Origin of the sequence: Chelativorans intermedius (assembly GCF_025398255.1) — a bacterium.
Lineage (GTDB): Bacteria > Pseudomonadota > Alphaproteobacteria > Rhizobiales > Rhizobiaceae > Chelativorans > Chelativorans intermedius.
In genome coordinates this window covers 18,397-36,385 of sequence record NZ_JAODNW010000003.1, presented here as the reverse complement: position 1 = coordinate 36,385, position 17,989 = coordinate 18,397, and the positions used below count along the sequence as shown (strand labels likewise).

Below are 17,989 nucleotides of genomic sequence, written 5' to 3'. Positions count from 1 at the left end.
CCTTTTTCAACTTCCGGGAGCCTCCGCCCTGTGCGCCGCTTCCGTTGCCAGGGGCGGTTCGCGTGTCAACGCCTGGAGCTCCGCCTCGTCCAGCGTCTCCTTCTCCAGAAGCCGGCGCGCCGTCCTGTCGAGAAGGTCGCGCCGCTCCTCAAGCAGCGCCACGGTGCGTTCGAAGGCGTCATCGACGATCCTGCGCACCTCCTCGTCCACCGCTGCCGCCGTCTCGTCGGAGAAGGCCCGCTCGCGCGGCCCCTCGCTCATCGGGTTGGGCGAGAGGAAGGAGCGCTGGTCCTTCTCCAGCGCCACATGGCCAAGCTTCTCCGACATGCCGTAACGCGTGACCATGGCCCGTGCGATATCCGTGACCTTGGCCAGATCGTCGGCCGCGCCCGTGGACAGGTGCCCGAAGACGATCCACTCCGCTGCGCGGCCGCCCAGCAGCACCGCCATCTTGTTCTCCAGTTCCTCGCGCGTCATCAGGAAGCGATCTTCGGTGGGCCTCTGGATGGTGTAGCCGAGCGCGCCGATGCCGCGCGGAATGATCGAAACCTTGTGCACGGGATCCACCCCTGGCAGCGCCAGCGCCACCAGCGCATGGCCCATTTCGTGATAGGCGACGATCTCGCGCTCGCGCGGGTTGAGCAGCCGGTTGCGCTTTTCCAGCCCCGCCACGATGCGCTCGACGGCGTTGTTGAAGTCCTCCATCGTCACCGCCGGGGCGCCGCGGCGGGTGGCGAGCAGAGCCGCCTCGTTGACGAGATTGGCAAGATCGGCGCCGGTGAAGCCGGGCGTCAGCGCCGCCACCTTCTCCGCATCCACGCCGGCGGCCAGCTTCGCCTTCTTCATATGCACCTTGAGGATCTGGATACGTCCTGCCCTGTCCGGGCGGTCGACGAGCACCTGCCGGTCGAAGCGCCCGGCGCGCAACAGCGCCGGATCGAGGATTTCCGGCCGGTTGGTAGCCGCCAGCAGCACGAGGCCGGTGGAGGAATCGAAGCCGTCCAGCTCGACCAGAAGCTGGTTCAACGTCTGCTCCTTCTCGTCGTGCCCTCCGCCCAACGGTCCGATGCCGCGGGCACGGCCCAGCGCATCCAGCTCGTCGATGAAGATGATGGCGGGGGCCTTGCCCCTCGCCTGCTCGAAAAGATCGCGCACGCGGGCCGCGCCGACACCGACGAACATCTCCACGAACTCCGAACCGGAGATCGAGAAGAAGGGGACGCCCGCCTCGCCGGCCACCGCCTTGGCAAGCAGCGTCTTGCCCGTGCCAGGCGGCCCGACAAGCAGGATGCCCTTGGGCATCCGCCCGCCAAGCCGCCCATAGTCGGCGGGATTCTTCAGGAAGGCGACAAGCTCCCGCAGCTCTTCCTTGGCCTCGTCGACGCCCGCCACATCGTCGAACGTCACGCCGGTGTCGCGTTCGACATAGACCTTTGCCTTGCTCTTGCCGATCTGCATCAGGCCGCCAAAGCCCTGCTTCTCCGCGAAACGGCGGATCACGAACATCCAGAGCGCAAAGAAGAGCAGAACCGGAACCACCCAGGAAAGCAGCGTGCCAAGCCAGGTGTTCTCGACCGCGCCGGTAAACTCCACCGCCTTGCCGCTGAGCCGGTCCGCGAGCGCGGGATCGACGGGTGTCGTCACGAACTGTGTCTTGCCGTTCTGCGGCTGGGTGAAGGTTCCCCTGATGTAGTCGCGGCCGACAACGACGTCGCGCACGCGCCCTTCGTCGAGATACCGCTCGAACTGGCTGTAGGGGATCGGCTCGACCGTCTGCACCTGCACCCACAGGTCGCGCAGCAGGATCACCCCGAAGACGGCGAGCACGACATACCAAATGTTTATCTGGGTCTTACGGTCCATGACTGCCGTTCCGCCTGACGATCGGCCGAAGAACACGCTGCAGCAAAGCCGCAGCAGATATAGGGGCGATGCTGGCCGTTTCAATGTTGCCGGCGCCGATGCGCCGGACTTGAAAGCCGCCACGACCGGCACCAAATCCAATGGCGCGGGATGCCGGCGACGGGTCCCGAGGCAAGAAATGGCGTGTCCGGCCCGACGGGGCGGGCGCCGCACGTCGCTTCGCGACGCAAGGATGTGCGCCTAGCCATTGATTGTCGCACCGCATGGCGGATGCCGTGCTCTGCGTCCTTCCCGAGCCGGGCTTGAGTCCACCCCGCCCTTGCCTGCGGCCCGGCAGCCCTTTCGGCACGACACGATGTCCCGCAGATCGCAACGCTTGCGCGCCGTGCATGCATGTGCATGCGCGAAGGCAGCTTCATGCGCCTGCGCAAAGGCGAGGAAGGAAGGAGGTAGAGGCAATGCTGATGACACAGTTCGACCGTCTCGGCTGGGACCCCTTCGCCGAGATGCGACGGTTACGGGAAGACATGAACCGGCTGTTCGACGACGTGGCCGAAGTTTCGGCCAGCCGGCTCTCGCCGCCGGTCAACCTCTGGATCGGTGACAACAGCGTGGTCGTCACGGCGGAGCTGCCGGGTCTGACGCCCGAGGACGTGGATCTGACAATCCGCGAGGACACGCTGACCATCCGCGGTGAGCGCAAACCGGCGGCCGAGGCGGAGCAGGCAAGCTGGCACCGGCGCGAACGGGCCTACGGCACATTCTCCCGCACGATCTCGCTGCCCTATCGCGTCGATCCGGATCATGTGCAGGCGAGATTCCGCAACGGCGTGCTGGAGGTGGAGATGCAACGCCCCGAGGCCGACCGCCCGCGCAGAATCGCGATCAGCAGCCAGTAAGCCGATCACCGGAAGGAAGGAGGTGCAGTCATGGCTCAGGAAATGACGACCGCCGCCAGGCGGCAGCTTGCACAGACGGGCGAGACGACCCGTCCTGCAGCGATCTACCGGCCGGACATCGACATCTTTGAGACCGCCGACCACGTGGTGCTCGTCGCCGACATGCCCGGCGTTGCCCCGCAGGATGTGGACGTGACGCTGGAACGGCGCGTCCTGACCATACGCGGCCGCGTGCCGGAGGAGAGCCACGAGGGATACCGAAAGGTCTATGCCGAATACGGTCAAGGCGACTTCGAGCGCTCCTTTACGCTGTCGGAGGAAATCGACCGCGAGCACATCGAAGCCACCCACAAGAACGGCGTCCTCACCTTGAAAATGCCGAAGGCCGAGACCGCGAAGACCCACAAGATCGGTGTCAAGGCGGCGTGAGCCGGCCCGGCACCGCAGCGTGTTCAAGAGACGAAGAGACGGAAGGAAAGGAGGCTTGCAATGCAGATCAGGGATCTCATCCCCTGGGGCCGGGAGCGGAGTTCGCTTTCGCAGCGGCAGGCGGAGGCCGACAATCCGCTCCTGAGCCTTCAGCGGGACATCAACCGCGTTTTCGAGGACTTCTGGAACCGATTCGAGCGCTCCTATGCCGGCGCCAACGGCTTTCTGACAGCCGCCAACCCGCGCACCGACATATCCGAGACCGAGAAGGAGGTGGAAGTGTCGGTCGAACTGCCGGGCATGGACGAGAAGGACATCGAGGTAAGCCTGACCGATGATGTCCTCACCATCCGCGGCGAGAAGAAGAACGAGCGCGAGGAGAAGAAGAAGGGCTACTACCTCTCCGAGCGCAGCTATGGCTCCTTCTATCGCAGCATTCCCCTGCCGGCGGGTGTCGACCCGGAAAAGGCCGATGCGCGATTCAAGAGCGGTGTTCTGACGATCACACTGCCCAAGACACCGGAAGCGCAACAGAAGGTGCGCCGGATCGAGGTCAAGACGGTGTGAGGCGACGGAGCCGGCAGCGGCGCTGCCGGCTCCGCGTTTTTCCATCTACACCACCACCGGCAAGCCCAGCGCGGGGCCGGCGATCGCGCTCAATCTCTATCGTGACGGTGCCGAGCTTTTCATCGTCGTGCGGTAGAGCGGAAGCCCGGCCATGGGTGAAACTCAAAGGGCGGGCGGCGTGCGCCCGGCGGCACGGCAGGCCGAAACCAGCGTGTTGGCCATCAGCATGGCGATGGTCATGGGCCCCACGCCGCCCGGCACCGGCGTGATGGCGCCGGCCACCGCCCTGGCCTCCTCGAAGGCGACATCGCCGACGAGCCGCGTCTTGCCCTCGCCCCTTTCGGGAGCCGCAATGCGGTTGATGCCCACGTCGATGACGGTGGCGCCCTTCTTGATCCAGTCCCCGCGCACCATCTCGGGCCGGCCGACCGCCGCCACCAGAATGTCGGCCGTGCGCGCCAGCGCCGGCAGGTCCTTCGTGCGGCTGTGGGCGATCGTCACGGTGGCATTGGCCGCCAGCAGCAGATTGGCCATCGGCTTGCCGACGATGTTGGATCGTCCGATGACAACGGCGTTGAGACCGGAAAGATCCTTTCCGCGCACGCGCTCCAGAAGGAGCATGGAACCCGCCGGGGTGCAGGGAACGAAGGCCGTTTCCACCTCGCCGGTACCCAGCTTGCCGACATTGATGAAGTGGAAGCCGTCGACATCCTTTTCCGGCGCGATGGTCTGGATGATGCGGCCGGAATCGATATGTCCGGGCAGCGGAAGCTGAACGAGAATGCCGTGGATGGCGGGGTCGCGGTTGAGCGTTTCGACGAGCGCTACCAGCTCCTCCTCGGAGGTCTCGGCCGGCAGCGTGTGCTGGACGGAATGGAAACCGCACTCCTTCGCCTTCTTCGACTTCGAGGCGACATAGACCTGGCTTGCCGGATCCTCGCCGACGATGATGACGGCAAGACCGGGGGTCGTGCCTGCGGCGATCAGCTCCCGCGCATGCCGCGTCACCTCCTCCACAACCTCGGCTGCCACCGCCTTGCCGTCGATGATCTCCGCCATGAAACGCCTTCTCCCCGTGGTGGTTCTTCCGCCCCTGCCATATGCCGCACGCGCGCGCGGCGCAACCGCGCAGTTGCGCCGCCATTTGACGCAAGTGGAAGACGAGAGTGAAAAGGGAAGGATCTATCCGGCGCGGCGCGCGCGCTCCCTGGTCAGCATGTCCACCTCCTCGCGGACGATCCGCAGGCGGTGGCGGATCTGCTCGATGGCCTCCTCCCGCGACTGCCACCGATCCGCGGGGGGTGGCGAAACACGCGCTCCGTGCAGCACCACGGCCTCAGCCGGTGCGGCAGGCGCCGCCATGCCGGTGCTGGGGCTGTCGGGCGGCTGGGGACCGTTCTCATCCACCGGCGCCGCACGCCCTTGCGCGGCTTCGCGCCTGTCGGAAAGGTTCTCGCGCAGGCTGCCCAACGCGGCCGTTCCGCCGCCCAGAAAGACGCCGGCGAGAAAACCCAGGAGCGTGCCCGCGATTGCGATGGCGGCTCGGCTGAGGCCCGTCGGCTGAAGCGGCGGATAGGCGGTGGAGATGATGCTGATGTTGGTGCTGTTGAGATCGCGCTGCTCGCCCGTCTCGCGCGCCCGCAGGAGGAAGGCTTCGTAGACGGCGCGGTGAGCCTCTGCCTCGCGCTGCAGCTCGCGCAGCCTGACGCGCTCGTTCTCCAGCTCGCCCTTCTGCACCTTGAGCCGCGCCAGCCGGCCGGCCAGATCCTGTTCCAGCTCGACCGCCCGCTCCAGTTCCACCTGAAGAGAGGCGACGACGCGTCGCAGCTCTTCGCCGATTGCCGCGCGCAGGCCCGCAAGCTCGGCCTGCACGGCCTGATTGTCCGGGTGGCGGGGGCCAAGTTGCGCCGCCGCGCGATCGGCCTGCTGCTTCAGGCGCGCATACTGGGCAAGCAGCTCGGTCATCACCGGCGAGTCGACCTGCTCGGGCAGGGCACCGCCCAGCACCCGGTTGACATCCAGCGCGCGCGCCGAGGCAACGCGGGCGCTGAGCTCTGCCGTTCGGGCGCGCGCGGTGGAAAGCTGGTCGTTGAGCCGCACGATCTCGTCTTCGGAGATCAGCCGTCCCTGCGCGTCGATGATATCGTTGCGGGCCTTGAAATCGGCCACCGCCTGCTCGGCCCTTTCCACCTCGGCGCGCAGCGTATCGAGCTGCGCCGTGATCTCGCTGTTGGCCTTGCCGGCGCGGCCGGCCGCCATCGCCGCCGTGGTGTCCAGGAACACCTGCGCCGTCGTGTTGGCGATGCGCGCCGATTTCCCGGGGTCCTGCGTGGTGATGCCGATGGAGATGACGAAGGTGCGGCTCAGGCGTTCCACGTGGAGGCTTTCGGCCAGGTTCTGAACCGTCAGCGCCTGCCGGCTTGCCGGCCCCTCCTCGCCGCCGCCAAAGGGAAGGAGCGCGCGCCAATTGGTCAACGTTCCCAAAAGCGTGCCGCCTTCGCCATTGAACTCCGGGTCTTCCGTCAGATTCAGCCGTTCCACGACCTTGTCGAGGACATTGCGCGACCTGATGATGGCAACCTGGTTCTCGATCAGCGCCAGGGTTGCATCGGAGGGAAGGGTGCCGCGCGTCAGATCACGCTCGATGAGCTGCAGGTCGCGCGGGTCGAACAGCAGGTCCGTGGCGGCGTAGTACTGCTTGGGGGTCGCAAGCGCGACAAGCACGCCGAGTATCGCCCCGGCCACGGTGGTGAGCACGATGAGGCGTTTCGCCCGCAGGATGCCCGAAAGGATCGCCATCGGGTCGATCAGGGGTTGCCAGACGGGCCCGCCGGGCGGCAGCGCGACACGCGCGCCGGCCCGCATGGGCGCGGCAGGCGGGGGTGCCTCTGCGGGAGCCTGCCGCTCCGTCTCCTTTCGGGGTCCGCGCGCAAACAGGCGCTCCTTCGCCCGCCGCCAGAAGCCCGGCGGCTCGTCCCCCACGCTTTCCGGCGCGGCCCGGGACCTTGCCTGCCAGTCGGAGAGCAGCGCATTGCTGGCCCGTGCCCTCCCCCCGTTGGAAGAGGCGGACGGGACATGCCGGTTTTTCAAGAACCCGTCGGGACTGAACATCAATAGCTGGCCGCGCTTATGCTTGCGACGCGGGCGCCAGGGCCCGCGCTCATCTTTAAGCCAGCCTAAACAGACAGGGAAAAGGAAAGGTTAACACCAGGCAGGAACGGCGGATTAAGCTTTCGGTGGTATGAGCCCGATGCAAGGAGCGGTAGACGGGGATACGGCCATTTCCATTCGTGCCTACATCGAAGGCAGGCAGCGCGTTCTGCGCGACTATCTTGCGGCGATCAGCGGCTCGGCAGGTCGGCTCGTCTTCTCGCTCGCCTATTTCGTCGTTCTGGCCAACGCGCTTTCCATCGCCGAGTTCGGCCTGTTTGCCACCGCCTCGGCGGCGGGCGTCATGCTTTCGCGACTGCTTGCCTTCGGCTTCCTCGCCCCCCTCTATCGCATCGCGACGGTAAAGCCGCGCCTGCTCGGCGCCTATACGGCGGGCTTTCTCGTGATGAGCGCTCTCTCCCTGCCGGTGCTGGGCGCAGCCAGTTTCGGCATCTATCTGCTGTTCTTCAGCAGCGACATGCCGCTTGCCCCTTTCCTGCTTGTGGTGGCGGCGGAGGCGCTTTTATGGCGGCCGGCAGAGGCCGTCATCGTCGTCAACAACGGGCTCGGCCGCTTCGGCCGCGGCGCGCTGCTCGTCATCCTCGGCACGGCGGTCCGGGCGCTCGCGGCGGTCGCCTTCGCATTGTTCGCCCCGCCTGGCCTCCTGAGCTGGACGCTGTTCTATCTGGCCGCCAATGCCCTGTCGCTGATGCTTGCCATCGCCTTCTTCTATCCCCACCGGCGGTTGAGATTCACGCCGGCGCTGTATGCGAAGCGGCTTGCCGATGCCGTTTATGTCGCGGGTGCCGAGGTGCTTTTCTACCTGCAGATGGAGCTCGACAAGCTTCTGGTCCTGGCACTCGGCGGCCCTCACCTTGCCGGTCTCTACGCCATTGTCATGCGGCTGGTCGATCTCACGGCCATTCCCGTGCGAACCTTCTCCATGCTACTGGTGCAGAAGATGATGCAGGCGCCGGATCTGCTCTCCCGATGGAGCCGCCGCCTCGGCATCGAGGTGGCCATCTTCGCCGTCTCGACACTGGCGCTTCTGGCACTTGCCGTCATTCTCCGCATCTTCCCGACAATCCTGGGCTCCAATGTCGCGGAAGCCGCCCCGCTGGTGATCCTGGCCCTGCTCGTTCCGGGGCTGCGCAATCTGGTTGAATATCAGGCGGAGCTGTTGTTTGCCCGCGGGCAGACGGCGGTGCGCGCCGTCAATCTGGTGCTGCTGGCTGGAGCCAAGGCGGTGCTGCTGGCCCATGTCCTGGGCGCCTACACCGCGCCCGGCGACGTCATGATCGCGCTCAACGGGGTCTTTGCGGCACTCTACCTGGCATCGCTCGCGCTCACTTACACGGCGCTCGCCATGCCGCCCAAGAGGGTGTAGCTATCCGCGCACGAGGCTGCGCAGGGCCGCAAGATCGGTACCGGTGAAGGACTGAACGCCGATGGCCACCTGCCCGGGTGTCATGGAGGCGGCAAAGGCACGAAGCTCCTCCTTTCCCATGCGCGGCCCCGACCAGTAGACCCGGCAGAGCTGTTCATCGTCGTGGAAATGCCCGCGCCCCCCCGTCACCTCGTCCACATAGCGGCCATAGAGGATGCATTCGGAAAAGCGGCGCGGGGCCGCAAGCACCTCCACCCAGTGGCGGCCATGAAGCCGCTCGATATGGTCGATCATGGAAAGAACGGCATCGCGGCGCCAGGCGATGACGGTGGAGATGTAGTCGTGGGCCGGGCCCACATCTGCCGGCAGACCCAAGGCGCGGGCTGCATTCAACGCCCACTGCCGGTGCTCGCTCCCCTCGCCCGCCGGCAGCGCGCCGTCGCGGCGATACAGCCGCAGGCAGTCGCCGCGCCAGAAGGCCGACAGGTCGAAGGGCTTCAGGAAAACCACGTCGGAATCGCAATAGACGAACGTATCTTCCGGCGCCTTGCGTGCAATGGCGATGCGGCGAAGCTGCTGCACGTGCCAGCCGCGCAGCGGCGGTGTGCGCGTGCTGAGCCAGATGCGCCGGCGAAAGAGGCTCGACGGATCCGGCAGGCTGCGAAGCCAGCCGGGCAGAAGATCGCGCTCGTCGATCACCTCGCGCCGCCCGCCCTCCAGCGCCCGAAAGCGGGCGACGTCGTGGCCGGCCACCAGCAGATAGTGTCTGCGTGCACCGGAGACGAAACGATCGACCGTCTCGCAAAGTAGGCGGCAACGCTCGAAATCGCCGGCATAGCTCGGCGTGACGAGGGCAGCGCTCGGCCCGCTCATTCGCGACCGCTCCCTTCCTTCAGCCGCTGCATCATCACCCGGGTCAGGAAAATCGGATTGCCCAGCACATATCGCCGCCAAAGCCGCTGCGGCTCGAGCGCAAGGCGGAACACCCACTCCATCCGCAGGCGGCGCATCCAGCGCGGCGCGCGCGGCACGGCGCCGCTGAGGAAATCGAGCAGCGCGCCCACCGCGATCGGCATGACGCAGTGGCGGCTGGTGATGTTGCGGGCAATCCACAGCTCTTGGCGCGGCACCCCCATGGCAACCAGCAGCACATCGAGCGCCTGGCTCTCGATCTCCTGAAGGATCGCCGGCTCCTCCTCCTGCGTGAAGAAACCGTCATGGATGAAGATGAAGGTGTGCTGCGGAGCAAGTGCGGCAAGCCGCGCCGTGGCTGCCTCGGCATTCTCGCGCCTGGTGCCGATCAGGCCGATCCGCAGCGGTCTCTTCTCCGCCATGAAGAGGGCGGGCACGAGGTCTGTGCCGTTGAGGTTGGCGGGGAAGGAGGCACCGTAGAGCAGCTTGGCCGCGATGTCGACGCCGATACCGTCCGGCAGGACGAGGAAATCTTCAAGGGCGGCGGCAAAAGCGGGTTCGCGCGCCGCAATGTTCGCGTTGTTTGCGTTGAGGAAGGCAATCGGCGTGAACCGCTTCTCGGCAATCAGCCGGCGCAGAAGCGCGATGGCCTCCTCCCAGCCGAGCGCGGCGACGCGCGTGCCCAGAATGCGCCGTCCCGTCGGCGCGAAGCCGGCCATGGTGGCCTGCGCATCCATCAGGCAGCCTCCGCGCACGCGTTGCCGAAAACGGCAAGGCCGCGCCGCAATTGACGGTCCAGCGCATCGCGCTGGGCGCGGTGGAAGGTGCGCCCGTCAAGGTCCGGCACACCGCCCGCCGCCATGTCCTGAAGCGCTTCGGCAAAGGCTTCAGGCGCGTCGGCACGCCGGCAGTTCTCCGGGATGCTGGCAATGCCGCGCAGCGAATGGCTGGTGGCGACCGAAGGCAGACCGAGCTCGAAGGTCTCGATCGTCTTGAGCTGTACGCCCGTGCCGGCGCGGCTGACGAGCGGCACCACCCGCGCCTGGCGGATGAAGGCGGCCGCCTCCGGCACCCGGCCCACGAAGCGCACGCGCGGATGGGCTTCCGCCAGCCCGGCGGGCACGCGCCCGGCAACGGCAATGCTGAACCCGGCAGGCAGGCGCGGCACCACCTTGTCGAGAAACCATTCGAGGCCGATGCGGTTCGGCGCCCAGGTCCAGGTGCCGATGAGGGCGGCATCGAACACGGGCTTGCGTTCGCGATCCGGCGCCGCCGCCACGCCGACGACCAGCGGCAGTGTCGCCGAGCGTGCATCGTCGGCAACGCCGAGCAGCGCCCGATCCTCCTCCGCCAGGGTGAAGACGAAGCGCGCATCGGCGCAAAGCCGCGCCTCCAGCGCCTTGAGAAGACGCGCCTCGCGCCGGTAGAGCAGACGCAGAAGCGGCGGGCTGGCGGCCGCGTTCTCCTCTGCCGAGCGGTGCTCGACATTGTGCGCGATATAGAGGAAGGGAAGGCCGGAAAAGGCCCACGCAAAGGCCCCTGCAAACTGCACGGAATTGAAGATCACGCCGTCCACGGGCTCCAGTGCGGCCAAGGCCGTCTGCAGCTCTCCGTGCCCGATCACGCGCAGCTTGGCGGAGGAAAAGGTGAACCCGCCCAACAGCGCCCTGGCCAGCCAGCGCAGCTTCCGCATCGCCGGGGCGCCATCCGTGGTGACATCCACATGACCGAGAACCACGGTGTTTTCCGGATTTGCAGGCGCCGCGCCCGGCCAGGCAAAACCCAGCACCGTGACGCGCACGCCGGCGCGCGCCAAGGCGTCCAGTATCGCCGCGTTGGCGATCTCATAGCCCGTCTGCGGCGCGCCGCAGGGAACGATGGAGGTCGCAAAGACCAGGTGCATGGGTACCTTCCTGTTGCGGCAGGCTTACCCGAAAGGCAATGAAACATTGATTAAGAGCCAGGGCCCGTGCGCCACGGGCGGCGCCAAGGTGTTTAACGGAGGCTTAATCGCCGGTGGGCATAAGGGGTGGGAGCGGACAGCCGGCGGGGCATTTTCTTGGCACGACATCTCGACAGCGAAGCGGTTCACCTGTTCACCCGCACGCCAGGGCTTGACGCCGAGACCGTCGAATGCGTCGTGACGGTGCCCACCTTCAAGCGCCCCGGCCAGCTTCTGGAAACCCTGCGCTCCCTTGCCGCGCAGGAGACCCGCCGCCGCTTCGCCGCAATCGTCATCGAAAATGAGACGCGGGAGTGCGCAGGCGCGAAGGCGGCGGCACCGCTGATCGAGGCGGGGGCACCTTGCGGCCTCGTCATCCTCGCCCATCAGCGCGGCAATTGCGCCGCCTACAACGCGGGATGGGAGACGGCGCTGCGCACCTTTCCCGATTTTCGCCACCTCCTCGTGATCGACGACGACGAGGTGGCGCCGCCCTCCTGGCTGGAGACCATGTGCCTGGCGGCACGGCGGCTCGAAGCGGACATCGTCGGCGGGCCGCAGGAGCCGGTCTTCGCCGATGGCGGCAGAAACAGCCTGAAGAACCACCCGGTCTTCCGCCCGCCCTATGCGCGCACCGGCCCTGTGCCGGCGCTCTATTCCTCCGGCAATCTGCTCCTCGGCCGCCACGTGCTCGAAGCCATGGAACGCCCCTTTCTGGACCTCGCCTTCAACTTCATGGGTGGCGGCGACTCCGACTTTCTGAGCCGGGCGGCGGCAAGGGGCTTTCGCCTGGCGTGGTGCGCCGAGGCGCCGGTGCGCGAAACCGTGCCGCCCAGACGGCTGGAGCCTGACTGGATCCGCGCGCGCAGCCTGCGCAACGGCGTCATCTCCACGCTGGTGGAGAGGAAGAAGCGCGCCGGCGAGAGGCTGGGTGGGGCGCGCGTTGTCGCAAAAAGCCTTGCGCTTCTGGCGCTTTCCCCGCTGCGCGGGCTGCGCAGGCTTGCCGCCACCGGCTCCCTCTCCGCCGCCATGTATCCGGTCTATGTCGGGCTCGGCCGCGTGCTCGCGGAATTCGGCTATGCCAATGAGCAGTATCGCGAACCCGACAAGAACTGAAGGCGCGCGGGCCGGCTGGCCGGTGGTGCGCCTGTGCACGCTGCTTGCCACCGTGCTCGCGACGGTGACCATCGTCTCCTTCCATCCGTTCGAGCCCGCCGGGCCGCAGCCCGATGAAGGCGGCGACCTCGTCAATCAGCTCGGTTTCGGGTTCCTTGGAGCCGTAGCCCTGTTCGGCCTCTTCACGCTGGTGGACAGGCGCGTGGCAACGACATTGCTCAGCCCCTGGTGGCTGGCGCTTCTCGCGCTCATGGGCCTTTCGGTCCTTCAGGCTCCCTCCCCGCCGGACGCGCTGCGCGCTGGGATCTACACCATGACCGGCCTCTTCATCATGGCGGCGGCGCTCACCCTGCCGCGCGACGCGGCGGGCTTCTCCACCATGCTTGCCACCATGGCGGTGATCGTGCTCGGCCTTTGCTACTATGGGGTGTTGGCCCTGCCCGAGGTGGCCATCCACGGGGCGGAAGGACCGGAAGCACAGCACGCGGGGCTGTGGCGCGGCAGCTTCGCGCACAAGAACATCGCCTCTCCCGTCATGGCCACGCTTTGCTTCGCCGGCATCTATCTGTGGCGGCGCGGCTGGCGCTTCGGCGGCGGCCTTATCTTCGTGCTGGCGCTTGTGTTTATGGTCAATGCCGGCTCGAAGGCGACGATGTCCGTGATGCCGCTGGTGGCGATCATGGTGCTGTTGCCCGGAATTTGCGGCATGCGCTTTCTGGCTCCGCTTCTTGTTGCGCTCACGCTCTGCCTGATGGGACTGGTCACGCTCGGCGTCGTTTTCATCGGGCCGCTGGGCGACCTTCACGACGCCTTCCTGCCGGATGTCACCTATACGGGACGCACAACGCTGTGGGCCTTCATGGGCGAGATGCTGGCGCAACGGCCCTGGGCGGGCTACGGCCTCGAAGGTTTCTGGAACAGCGATACCGTCCTTCTGGCCGACCAGCCCTTCGACCGCGATTGGGACATCCGCGGCATCGTGCACGGCCACAACAGCTATCTCGACCTTGCCATCGCCATGGGCCTGCCCGCGCTTGCCATCGCCATCGTCGCTTTCGTCGTGGCGCCATTGCGCGACTTTCTGCGCACCCCGCCGCTCAGAGAAAACGTCCTGCTGGCCGACTTCTTCCTGATGATCGCCGCCTTCGCGCTCATCAACGCCCTCTTTGAAAGCTTCTTTTTCCGCCGCGTCGATCCGGTCTGGCTTTTCCTGGTCTTCTCGCTGCTCGGGCTGCGGCTCACGGCGCGCTTCCCCGTGACGGGACACGTTTGAGCGGTTGCATCCGCGCGCCGGTGGCGCCATTGCTGGAAACGGACACCAAGGAGGCAATCATGGGCAGAAAGGTGATACTCGTCGGCTGCGGCAACATGGGTTATGCCATGTTGAAGGGCTGGCTGGCAGCCGGCAGGCTGGCACCGGCAGACGTGACGGTTGTGGAGCCGAACCCCGAGCTGCGCGCCCGCGCCGCCACGCATGGCGTGAAGGTGGCGGGGGAGGCCGGCGAGCTTGGCGAGGTCACGGCGGATCTCGTGATATTTGCGGTAAAGCCGCAGGTGATCCGCAACGTCGTGCCGGCCTATCGCGGCATGGCGGGCAGCGCCGCCTATGTCAGCGTGGCGGCAGGAACCGCCGTCGCCACCTTCGAGGAGCTTCTGGGCGCCGATGCCGCCATCATCCGCTGCATGCCCAACACACCCGCAGCCATCGGCAAGGGCATGATGGTGCTGTTTGCCAACCGCAATGTGCGCGGCGAGACGAAAACCTTCGTGGAAACGCTTCTGACCGCAAGCGGCGCTGTGACGAGCATCGACGACGAAACGCTGATGGACGCCGTGACAGCCGTCTCCGGCTCCGGCCCGGCCTACGTGTTCCACTTCATCGAGTGCTTGACGGCGGCCGGCGAGAAGGCCGGCCTGCCCGGCGAGACAGCGCGCCTGCTTGCCATGCAGACCGTCTACGGCGCGGCATGCCTGGCCCGGGAAAGCGGCGAGGCGCCAGGCAGGCTGCGCGAGCAGGTGACGAGCCCCGGAGGCACCACGGCCGCCGCGCTCGACATATTGATGGGCGAGGAGCGCCTGAAGACGCTGCTGGTCGACGCGGTGGAGGCGGCCAGGCGGCGATCCGTCGAGCTGGGCAAGTGATCGGCTATCGGCCTTCCAGCACCATCTCGTCCTGCAGGCGCCTCAGCTCCATCAGCCGGGTGCCGGGCACCGGCGCCGCATTGTCGTAGGTGAGAAGCGCGCCCTTCTTCACCGCAGCCGTCACCGTGCCGCCCTCCAGCAAACCGCAGGGTATGGCATTGGCGGCGCGTGCGTCCTCCACCGTCATGATCCACGAACGATAGGTGTATTCGCCGATGGCGTCGAGCTTCTCGCCCGGCGAGAGGTCGCGTTTGGCCACCGCGCACACCTCGGCCACGGGCCTGTCCAGCGGCACCATGTCGGCCTTGCCATACAGCACCACACGCGCACAGGTGAGCGGCACCTCCAGACTGGTGAGATGGTGCGGCCGGTAGAAGGTGAAGTAGGGCCCCTCGCCCAGCTTGAGATCGGCCATGCGCTCATGCAGCCGCGGATGGGCCATGTCGGCAACGACGAAGACGCCGGGCGCAACCCCCTTGCCGATCGTGAAGTCGACGCAGCCCTTCTTCGACAGCACGCCACCATCTTCCACGGGGCAGAGCACGCGCGGCAGATCCTCCAGCGTGGCGGCCGGACCATGCATGCCCGGCTTGTCGGGCACGAGGCCTGTCGCATTGGCAATGGCCGCCATCTCCACCATGGTCTTCGACCCGTCGACGAACTCCACCAGCATGCGCGGGTTCATGTTGCGGCGGGCCGCCTCCTCCCGGTAGTCATCCGGCGTCGCCTCGGGATTGAAGGGATTGTTCTTTCCCTTGCCCGCCGCCACCACGTCGTGGCCCATGGCGGTGACGAACTCGATCAGCTCCATGCAGGAGGAGGGCTCGTCGCCCGCCCCCAGCGAGTAGACCACGCCCCGCCTGTCGGCCTCGCGGCGCAGATAGGCGCCGATGGTGACGTCCGCCTCCACATTCATCATGACGAGATGCTTTCCGGCCTCGATGGCGGCCATGCCGAACTCGGCGCCGGCAGCGGGCTTTCCCGTCGCATCGACGATGACGTCTATATCCTCGCACGCCATGAGCTGCATGGCATCGCCCACAATGGCCGTGCGGCCCGAGCGGATGGCGTCGGCCATGGCGCCGCTGGAATGGGCACGCATTGCGCTCTCCGGCGCCCTTCCGGCAATTCGGATCGCCGCCTCCGCGTTCACGAAGCGCCGGTCGGCAATGGCCGCGACCTCGATGCCGCGCATGAGCGCGACCTGGGTGACGATGTCGGTGCCCATTTCGCCACAGCCGATGATGCCGATGCGCACCGGCCGTCCCTCCTCGGCGCGGCGGGCGAGATCGCGGGCAAGGCCAGTGGGGGCGACGTTGGTCATGAGCGGCTTTCCGGTACTAGCGACGGGCGGAGATAGAGGCTTGCAGGGGGGGCTTTGTCAACCAGCAAGCCGATTTCGCAGAAAACTTGAAGGCAGATGGCGTGTCGGCTGCGCAAGGGCCGGTCCCGGGGCGGCCCCACATCTCTTGGGCTTCAGTCTCCGATGGGAAGATTGGGATCGCGAATGTTCTGGCTGGCCAGGCTGTGGCGCACGCGGCGCAGGGATTCCAGAACGCGCGGGCCGATGGTCTCGGCGGTCGCCATGGCGAGGATGTCGACGGCGGCGAGCAGGGCATAGCGGCTGGACGACGGTTTCAGAAGGTTTCCATCCTCCTTGAAGGTGAAGGGCAACACCCACTCGGCCGCGTTGGCGAGGGGGGAGCCGGCCATGGTGACCACCAGGGCACGGGCGCCGTATTGGCGCGCGATCCTCACCGCATCGATCACCGAGCCGGCCTGACCGGAAATGGAGAAGCCGATGACGAGTGTGCCGGGCGACAGCACCGAGGCGCTCATGCGCTGAAGCTGCGGGTCGGTGTGGGCGGTGACGTGCAGGCCGAGGCGGAACAGACGGTTCTGCAGCTCCACCGCCGCCATGGACGAGCCGCCGCCGGTGCCATAGACCAGGATCTGGCTGGCGCGGGCGATCTGGCGGGCCATGCGCTCCAGATCGACATCGGCAAGGGCGGCGGTCATCAGCTCCAGTGCGGCGTGCGCCCCGCCGGCGACCTTGGCAATGACGCGGCCCGACAGCGCAAGCCCCTCGTCGCCCGGCACGTTCGCGGGCGTGCGCAGATAGGCCCCTCCGATGGCCAGCGCCTGCGCCAGATGAAAGCGCATCTCCCGCGTGCCGGGAAAGCCCATGGCACGCGCCAGGCGCGTGATGGTCGGCTGGCTCACGCCCGCCCGATCGGCGATCTGGGCAATCGAGGCATGCGCGGCAAACTGCAGATCGGACAGGATGCTTTCCACCAGCCGCCGTTCGGCCTCGCGCCCGCGCTCGAGCCTGTCCTTGAGGCGCGCGATGATGTCGACGGTGCGCTGCGCGCGCTCCTGGCTGCTTTCGCCAGCGACACTCATGGGCCCAGCCTGTCGCCACTCTGCGGGTCGAAGAGATGCACCGCTTCCACTGGCACAGACAGGCGCATCTCCTTGCCCGGCCTGGGCAGGATCCGATCGCGGCAGACGACGCGAGCGCCGCCGCCGATCAGCAGGCCGCCGCCCGAGAGTTCCTCCAACCCGGCGATCATCCGAACATCGGCCATGAAATTCCCCCTCCTTCAGCCGGCGATCTGTTCCAGAAAGGGCAGGTTCCCCGCCGTGACGCCGCCATCGACCGGCAGCACGGCGCCGGTAACCCCGCTGGCAAGGGGCGATGCGAGGAACACGGCCGCCTGTGCCACCTCGTGCGGGTCCACCATGCGGCCGAGGGGATAGAGGCGGGCGACGGCATCCGCAACACCGGGATCGCGTTTCAGCCGGTGGTCCCAGGCGGGCGTGCGCACCGAGCCGGGCGCGATGGCATTGGCGCGGATATTGTTGCGCCCCTCCTCGACGGCGATGGCGCGCATCCAGGCCAGAAGTCCGGCCTTGGCGGCGGCATAGGCAGGATTGCCGAAATGCGCCAGCGCATTGATCGAGGCGATGAACACGAAGGCCGCTGCCTGCGGTCGGTTGCGCAGGGCGGGCAGCAGATGCCGCGAAAGCAGGGCGGCGCTGCGCAGATTGAGATCGAGTTCGTGCGAAAGCGCCTCGCCCGTCACCTGATCCAGCGTTTCGGCGCGCGTCCAGCCGGCATTGGAGACGACGACGGCGGGCGCGCCGTTCGCCGCAATTGCCTCGGCGGCGTGTGCCACAGCGGCATCGTCGAGCAGGTCGAAACGGTGCACTTCCGCGATTGCCGGGTCGTCGAGAGCCGCTCCCGCCACATCGCAGGCGACGACGGATGCACCGCACCCGGCGAAGGCAGCCACCAGCGCACGGCCGATACCGCCCGCTGCCCCGGTGATGACCACCCTGCGCCCTTCCAGCCCCATCATCGCGCGCGCCTCTCCCTTTCCATCCTCGTCGGCTCCACAACCTTCCTCCCGCAACCCGCCGCAGGGTCGCACCGCCGTTGCAACCTTGCGGAAGTTTCGTAATCTAGCAACATGAATCCGCGAAATCGCTTGCCTGTTCCAAAAATCTGTAAAAAAGTTACGGACAGGGCACCGCGGGCCCATCGCGGTGATCGCCAGTCAGAATGCAATCGCCATGCCA

General features: G+C 67.1%; 17 protein-coding genes. 7 read left to right on the top strand and 10 right to left on the bottom strand.

Going from position 1 to position 17,989, the window contains the following annotated elements; genetic code table 11:
• Window positions 1-6: 6 nt before the first annotated feature.
• Window positions 7-1,863, bottom strand: a complete 1,857-nt coding sequence (gene ftsH / locus NYR58_RS04125) for an ATP-dependent zinc metalloprotease FtsH (protein ID WP_261519211.1) — start codon at window positions 1,861-1,863, stop codon at window positions 7-9.
• 458 nt (window positions 1,864-2,321) lie between these two features.
• On the opposite strand from ftsH, the gene NYR58_RS04120 reads away from it, so the two are divergent.
• The 3 genes from NYR58_RS04120 to NYR58_RS04110 are packed head-to-tail and all read left to right on the top strand — an operon-like array spanning window position 2,322 to window position 3,758.
• Window positions 2,322-2,762 (top strand): Hsp20/alpha crystallin family protein, encoded by a 441-nt coding sequence (locus NYR58_RS04120; RefSeq protein ID WP_261519210.1) that lies wholly within the window; start codon window positions 2,322-2,324, stop codon window positions 2,760-2,762.
• A 30-nt stretch (window positions 2,763-2,792) separates the two neighbouring features.
• On the top strand, window positions 2,793-3,191 hold the full coding sequence (locus NYR58_RS04115) for an Hsp20/alpha crystallin family protein (protein ID WP_261519209.1): 399 nt from the start codon (window positions 2,793-2,795) through the stop codon (window positions 3,189-3,191).
• Window positions 3,192-3,251: 60 nt separating this feature from the next.
• Window positions 3,252-3,758: an Hsp20/alpha crystallin family protein gene (locus tag NYR58_RS04110; protein ID WP_261519208.1), complete on the top strand. Its 507-nt coding sequence runs from the start codon at window positions 3,252-3,254 to the stop codon at window positions 3,756-3,758.
• Between the two features lie 162 nt (window positions 3,759-3,920).
• On the opposite strand, the gene folD is transcribed toward NYR58_RS04110, so the two are convergent.
• Both folD and NYR58_RS04100 read right to left on the bottom strand, forming a co-directional pair.
• Complete coding sequence (folD, locus tag NYR58_RS04105) at window positions 3,921-4,817, bottom strand: bifunctional methylenetetrahydrofolate dehydrogenase/methenyltetrahydrofolate cyclohydrolase FolD (RefSeq protein ID WP_261519207.1); 897 nt, start codon at window positions 4,815-4,817, stop codon at window positions 3,921-3,923.
• Window positions 4,818-4,940: 123 nt separating this feature from the next.
• Window positions 4,941-6,740 (bottom strand): GumC family protein, encoded by a 1,800-nt coding sequence (locus tag NYR58_RS04100; RefSeq protein WP_261519206.1) that lies wholly within the window; start codon window positions 6,738-6,740, stop codon window positions 4,941-4,943.
• Between the two features lie 259 nt (window positions 6,741-6,999).
• Here NYR58_RS04100 and NYR58_RS04095 point away from each other — a divergent pair, with 259 nt between their 5' ends.
• Window positions 7,000-8,295, top strand: coding sequence for a lipopolysaccharide biosynthesis protein (locus tag NYR58_RS04095; protein ID WP_378074560.1), 1,296 nt, complete (start codon window positions 7,000-7,002; stop codon window positions 8,293-8,295).
• On the opposite strand, the gene NYR58_RS04090 is transcribed toward NYR58_RS04095, so the two are convergent.
• From NYR58_RS04090 to NYR58_RS04080, 3 genes are read right to left on the bottom strand one after another with little or no spacing between them, the layout of a single operon-like run.
• Window positions 8,296-9,168, bottom strand: coding sequence for a DUF6492 family protein (locus NYR58_RS04090; RefSeq protein WP_261519204.1), 873 nt, complete (start codon window positions 9,166-9,168; stop codon window positions 8,296-8,298).
• Complete coding sequence (locus NYR58_RS04085) at window positions 9,165-9,944, bottom strand: WecB/TagA/CpsF family glycosyltransferase (RefSeq protein WP_261519203.1); 780 nt, start codon at window positions 9,942-9,944, stop codon at window positions 9,165-9,167. The genes NYR58_RS04090 and NYR58_RS04085 overlap by 4 nt, the downstream gene beginning before the upstream one ends.
• Entirely contained in the window at window positions 9,944-11,110 is a 1,167-nt protein-coding gene (locus tag NYR58_RS04080; protein WP_261519202.1) for a glycosyltransferase, read from the bottom strand. Before NYR58_RS04080 ends, NYR58_RS04085 begins: the two co-directional genes overlap by 1 nt.
• Window positions 11,111-11,266: 156 nt before the next feature.
• Here NYR58_RS04080 and NYR58_RS04075 point away from each other — a divergent pair, with 156 nt between their 5' ends.
• Genes NYR58_RS04075 through proC form a run of 3 tightly spaced genes read left to right on the top strand, consistent with a single transcriptional unit; the run spans window position 11,267 to window position 14,407 of the window.
• The gene (locus NYR58_RS04075; protein ID WP_261519201.1) at window positions 11,267-12,265 is read left to right on the top strand and encodes a glycosyltransferase family 2 protein; all 999 of its coding nucleotides are present in this window, start codon (window positions 11,267-11,269) and stop codon (window positions 12,263-12,265) included.
• Complete coding sequence (locus NYR58_RS04070; protein ID WP_261519200.1) at window positions 12,234-13,538, top strand: O-antigen ligase family protein; 1,305 nt, start codon at window positions 12,234-12,236, stop codon at window positions 13,536-13,538. The genes NYR58_RS04075 and NYR58_RS04070 overlap by 32 nt, the downstream gene beginning before the upstream one ends.
• Before the next feature lie 59 nt (window positions 13,539-13,597).
• Complete coding sequence (gene proC, locus NYR58_RS04065; RefSeq protein WP_261519199.1) at window positions 13,598-14,407, top strand: pyrroline-5-carboxylate reductase; 810 nt, start codon at window positions 13,598-13,600, stop codon at window positions 14,405-14,407.
• Window positions 14,408-14,411: 4 nt separating this feature from the next.
• Here proC and NYR58_RS04060 read toward each other — a convergent pair whose 3' ends face one another.
• The 4 genes from NYR58_RS04060 to NYR58_RS04045 form a co-directional block, all read right to left on the bottom strand.
• Window positions 14,412-15,731 (bottom strand): NAD(P)H-dependent oxidoreductase, encoded by a 1,320-nt coding sequence (locus tag NYR58_RS04060; protein WP_261519198.1) that lies wholly within the window; start codon window positions 15,729-15,731, stop codon window positions 14,412-14,414.
• Between the two features lie 152 nt (window positions 15,732-15,883).
• Window positions 15,884-16,810, bottom strand: coding sequence for a MurR/RpiR family transcriptional regulator (locus tag NYR58_RS04055; protein ID WP_261519197.1), 927 nt, complete (start codon window positions 16,808-16,810; stop codon window positions 15,884-15,886).
• Entirely contained in the window at window positions 16,807-16,995 is a 189-nt protein-coding gene (locus NYR58_RS04050) for a hypothetical protein (RefSeq protein ID WP_261519196.1), read from the bottom strand. The genes NYR58_RS04055 and NYR58_RS04050 overlap by 4 nt, the downstream gene beginning before the upstream one ends.
• 15 nt (window positions 16,996-17,010) lie before the next feature.
• On the bottom strand, window positions 17,011-17,769 hold the full coding sequence (locus NYR58_RS04045; protein ID WP_261519440.1) for an SDR family oxidoreductase: 759 nt from the start codon (window positions 17,767-17,769) through the stop codon (window positions 17,011-17,013).
• Window positions 17,770-17,989 lie beyond the last annotated feature (220 nt).

Excerpts from the sequence above, each read along its gene's own strand:
- ftsH (WP_261519211.1), bottom strand. The coding sequence starts at position 1,863 with ATGGACCGTAAGACCCAGATAAACATTTGGTATGTCGTGCTCGCCGTC.
- NYR58_RS04120 (WP_261519210.1), top strand. The coding sequence starts at position 2,322 with ATGCTGATGACACAGTTCGACCGTCTCGGCTGGGACCCCTTCGCCGAG.
- NYR58_RS04115 (WP_261519209.1), top strand. The coding sequence starts at position 2,793 with ATGGCTCAGGAAATGACGACCGCCGCCAGGCGGCAGCTTGCACAGACG.
- NYR58_RS04110 (WP_261519208.1), top strand. The coding sequence starts at position 3,252 with ATGCAGATCAGGGATCTCATCCCCTGGGGCCGGGAGCGGAGTTCGCTT.
- folD (WP_261519207.1), bottom strand. The coding sequence starts at position 4,817 with ATGGCGGAGATCATCGACGGCAAGGCGGTGGCAGCCGAGGTTGTGGAG.
- NYR58_RS04095 (WP_378074560.1), top strand. The coding sequence starts at position 7,000 with ATGAGCCCGATGCAAGGAGCGGTAGACGGGGATACGGCCATTTCCATT.
- NYR58_RS04090 (WP_261519204.1), bottom strand. The coding sequence starts at position 9,168 with ATGAGCGGGCCGAGCGCTGCCCTCGTCACGCCGAGCTATGCCGGCGAT.
- NYR58_RS04085 (WP_261519203.1), bottom strand. The coding sequence starts at position 9,944 with ATGGATGCGCAGGCCACCATGGCCGGCTTCGCGCCGACGGGACGGCGC.
- NYR58_RS04080 (WP_261519202.1), bottom strand. The coding sequence starts at position 11,110 with ATGCACCTGGTCTTTGCGACCTCCATCGTTCCCTGCGGCGCGCCGCAG.
- NYR58_RS04070 (WP_261519200.1), top strand. The coding sequence starts at position 12,234 with ATGAGCAGTATCGCGAACCCGACAAGAACTGAAGGCGCGCGGGCCGGC.
- proC (WP_261519199.1), top strand. The coding sequence starts at position 13,598 with ATGGGCAGAAAGGTGATACTCGTCGGCTGCGGCAACATGGGTTATGCC.
- NYR58_RS04060 (WP_261519198.1), bottom strand. The coding sequence starts at position 15,731 with ATGACCAACGTCGCCCCCACTGGCCTTGCCCGCGATCTCGCCCGCCGC.
- NYR58_RS04055 (WP_261519197.1), bottom strand. The coding sequence starts at position 16,810 with ATGAGTGTCGCTGGCGAAAGCAGCCAGGAGCGCGCGCAGCGCACCGTC.
- NYR58_RS04050 (WP_261519196.1), bottom strand. The coding sequence starts at position 16,995 with ATGGCCGATGTTCGGATGATCGCCGGGTTGGAGGAACTCTCGGGCGGC.
- NYR58_RS04045 (WP_261519440.1), bottom strand. The coding sequence starts at position 17,769 with ATGATGGGGCTGGAAGGGCGCAGGGTGGTCATCACCGGGGCAGCGGGC.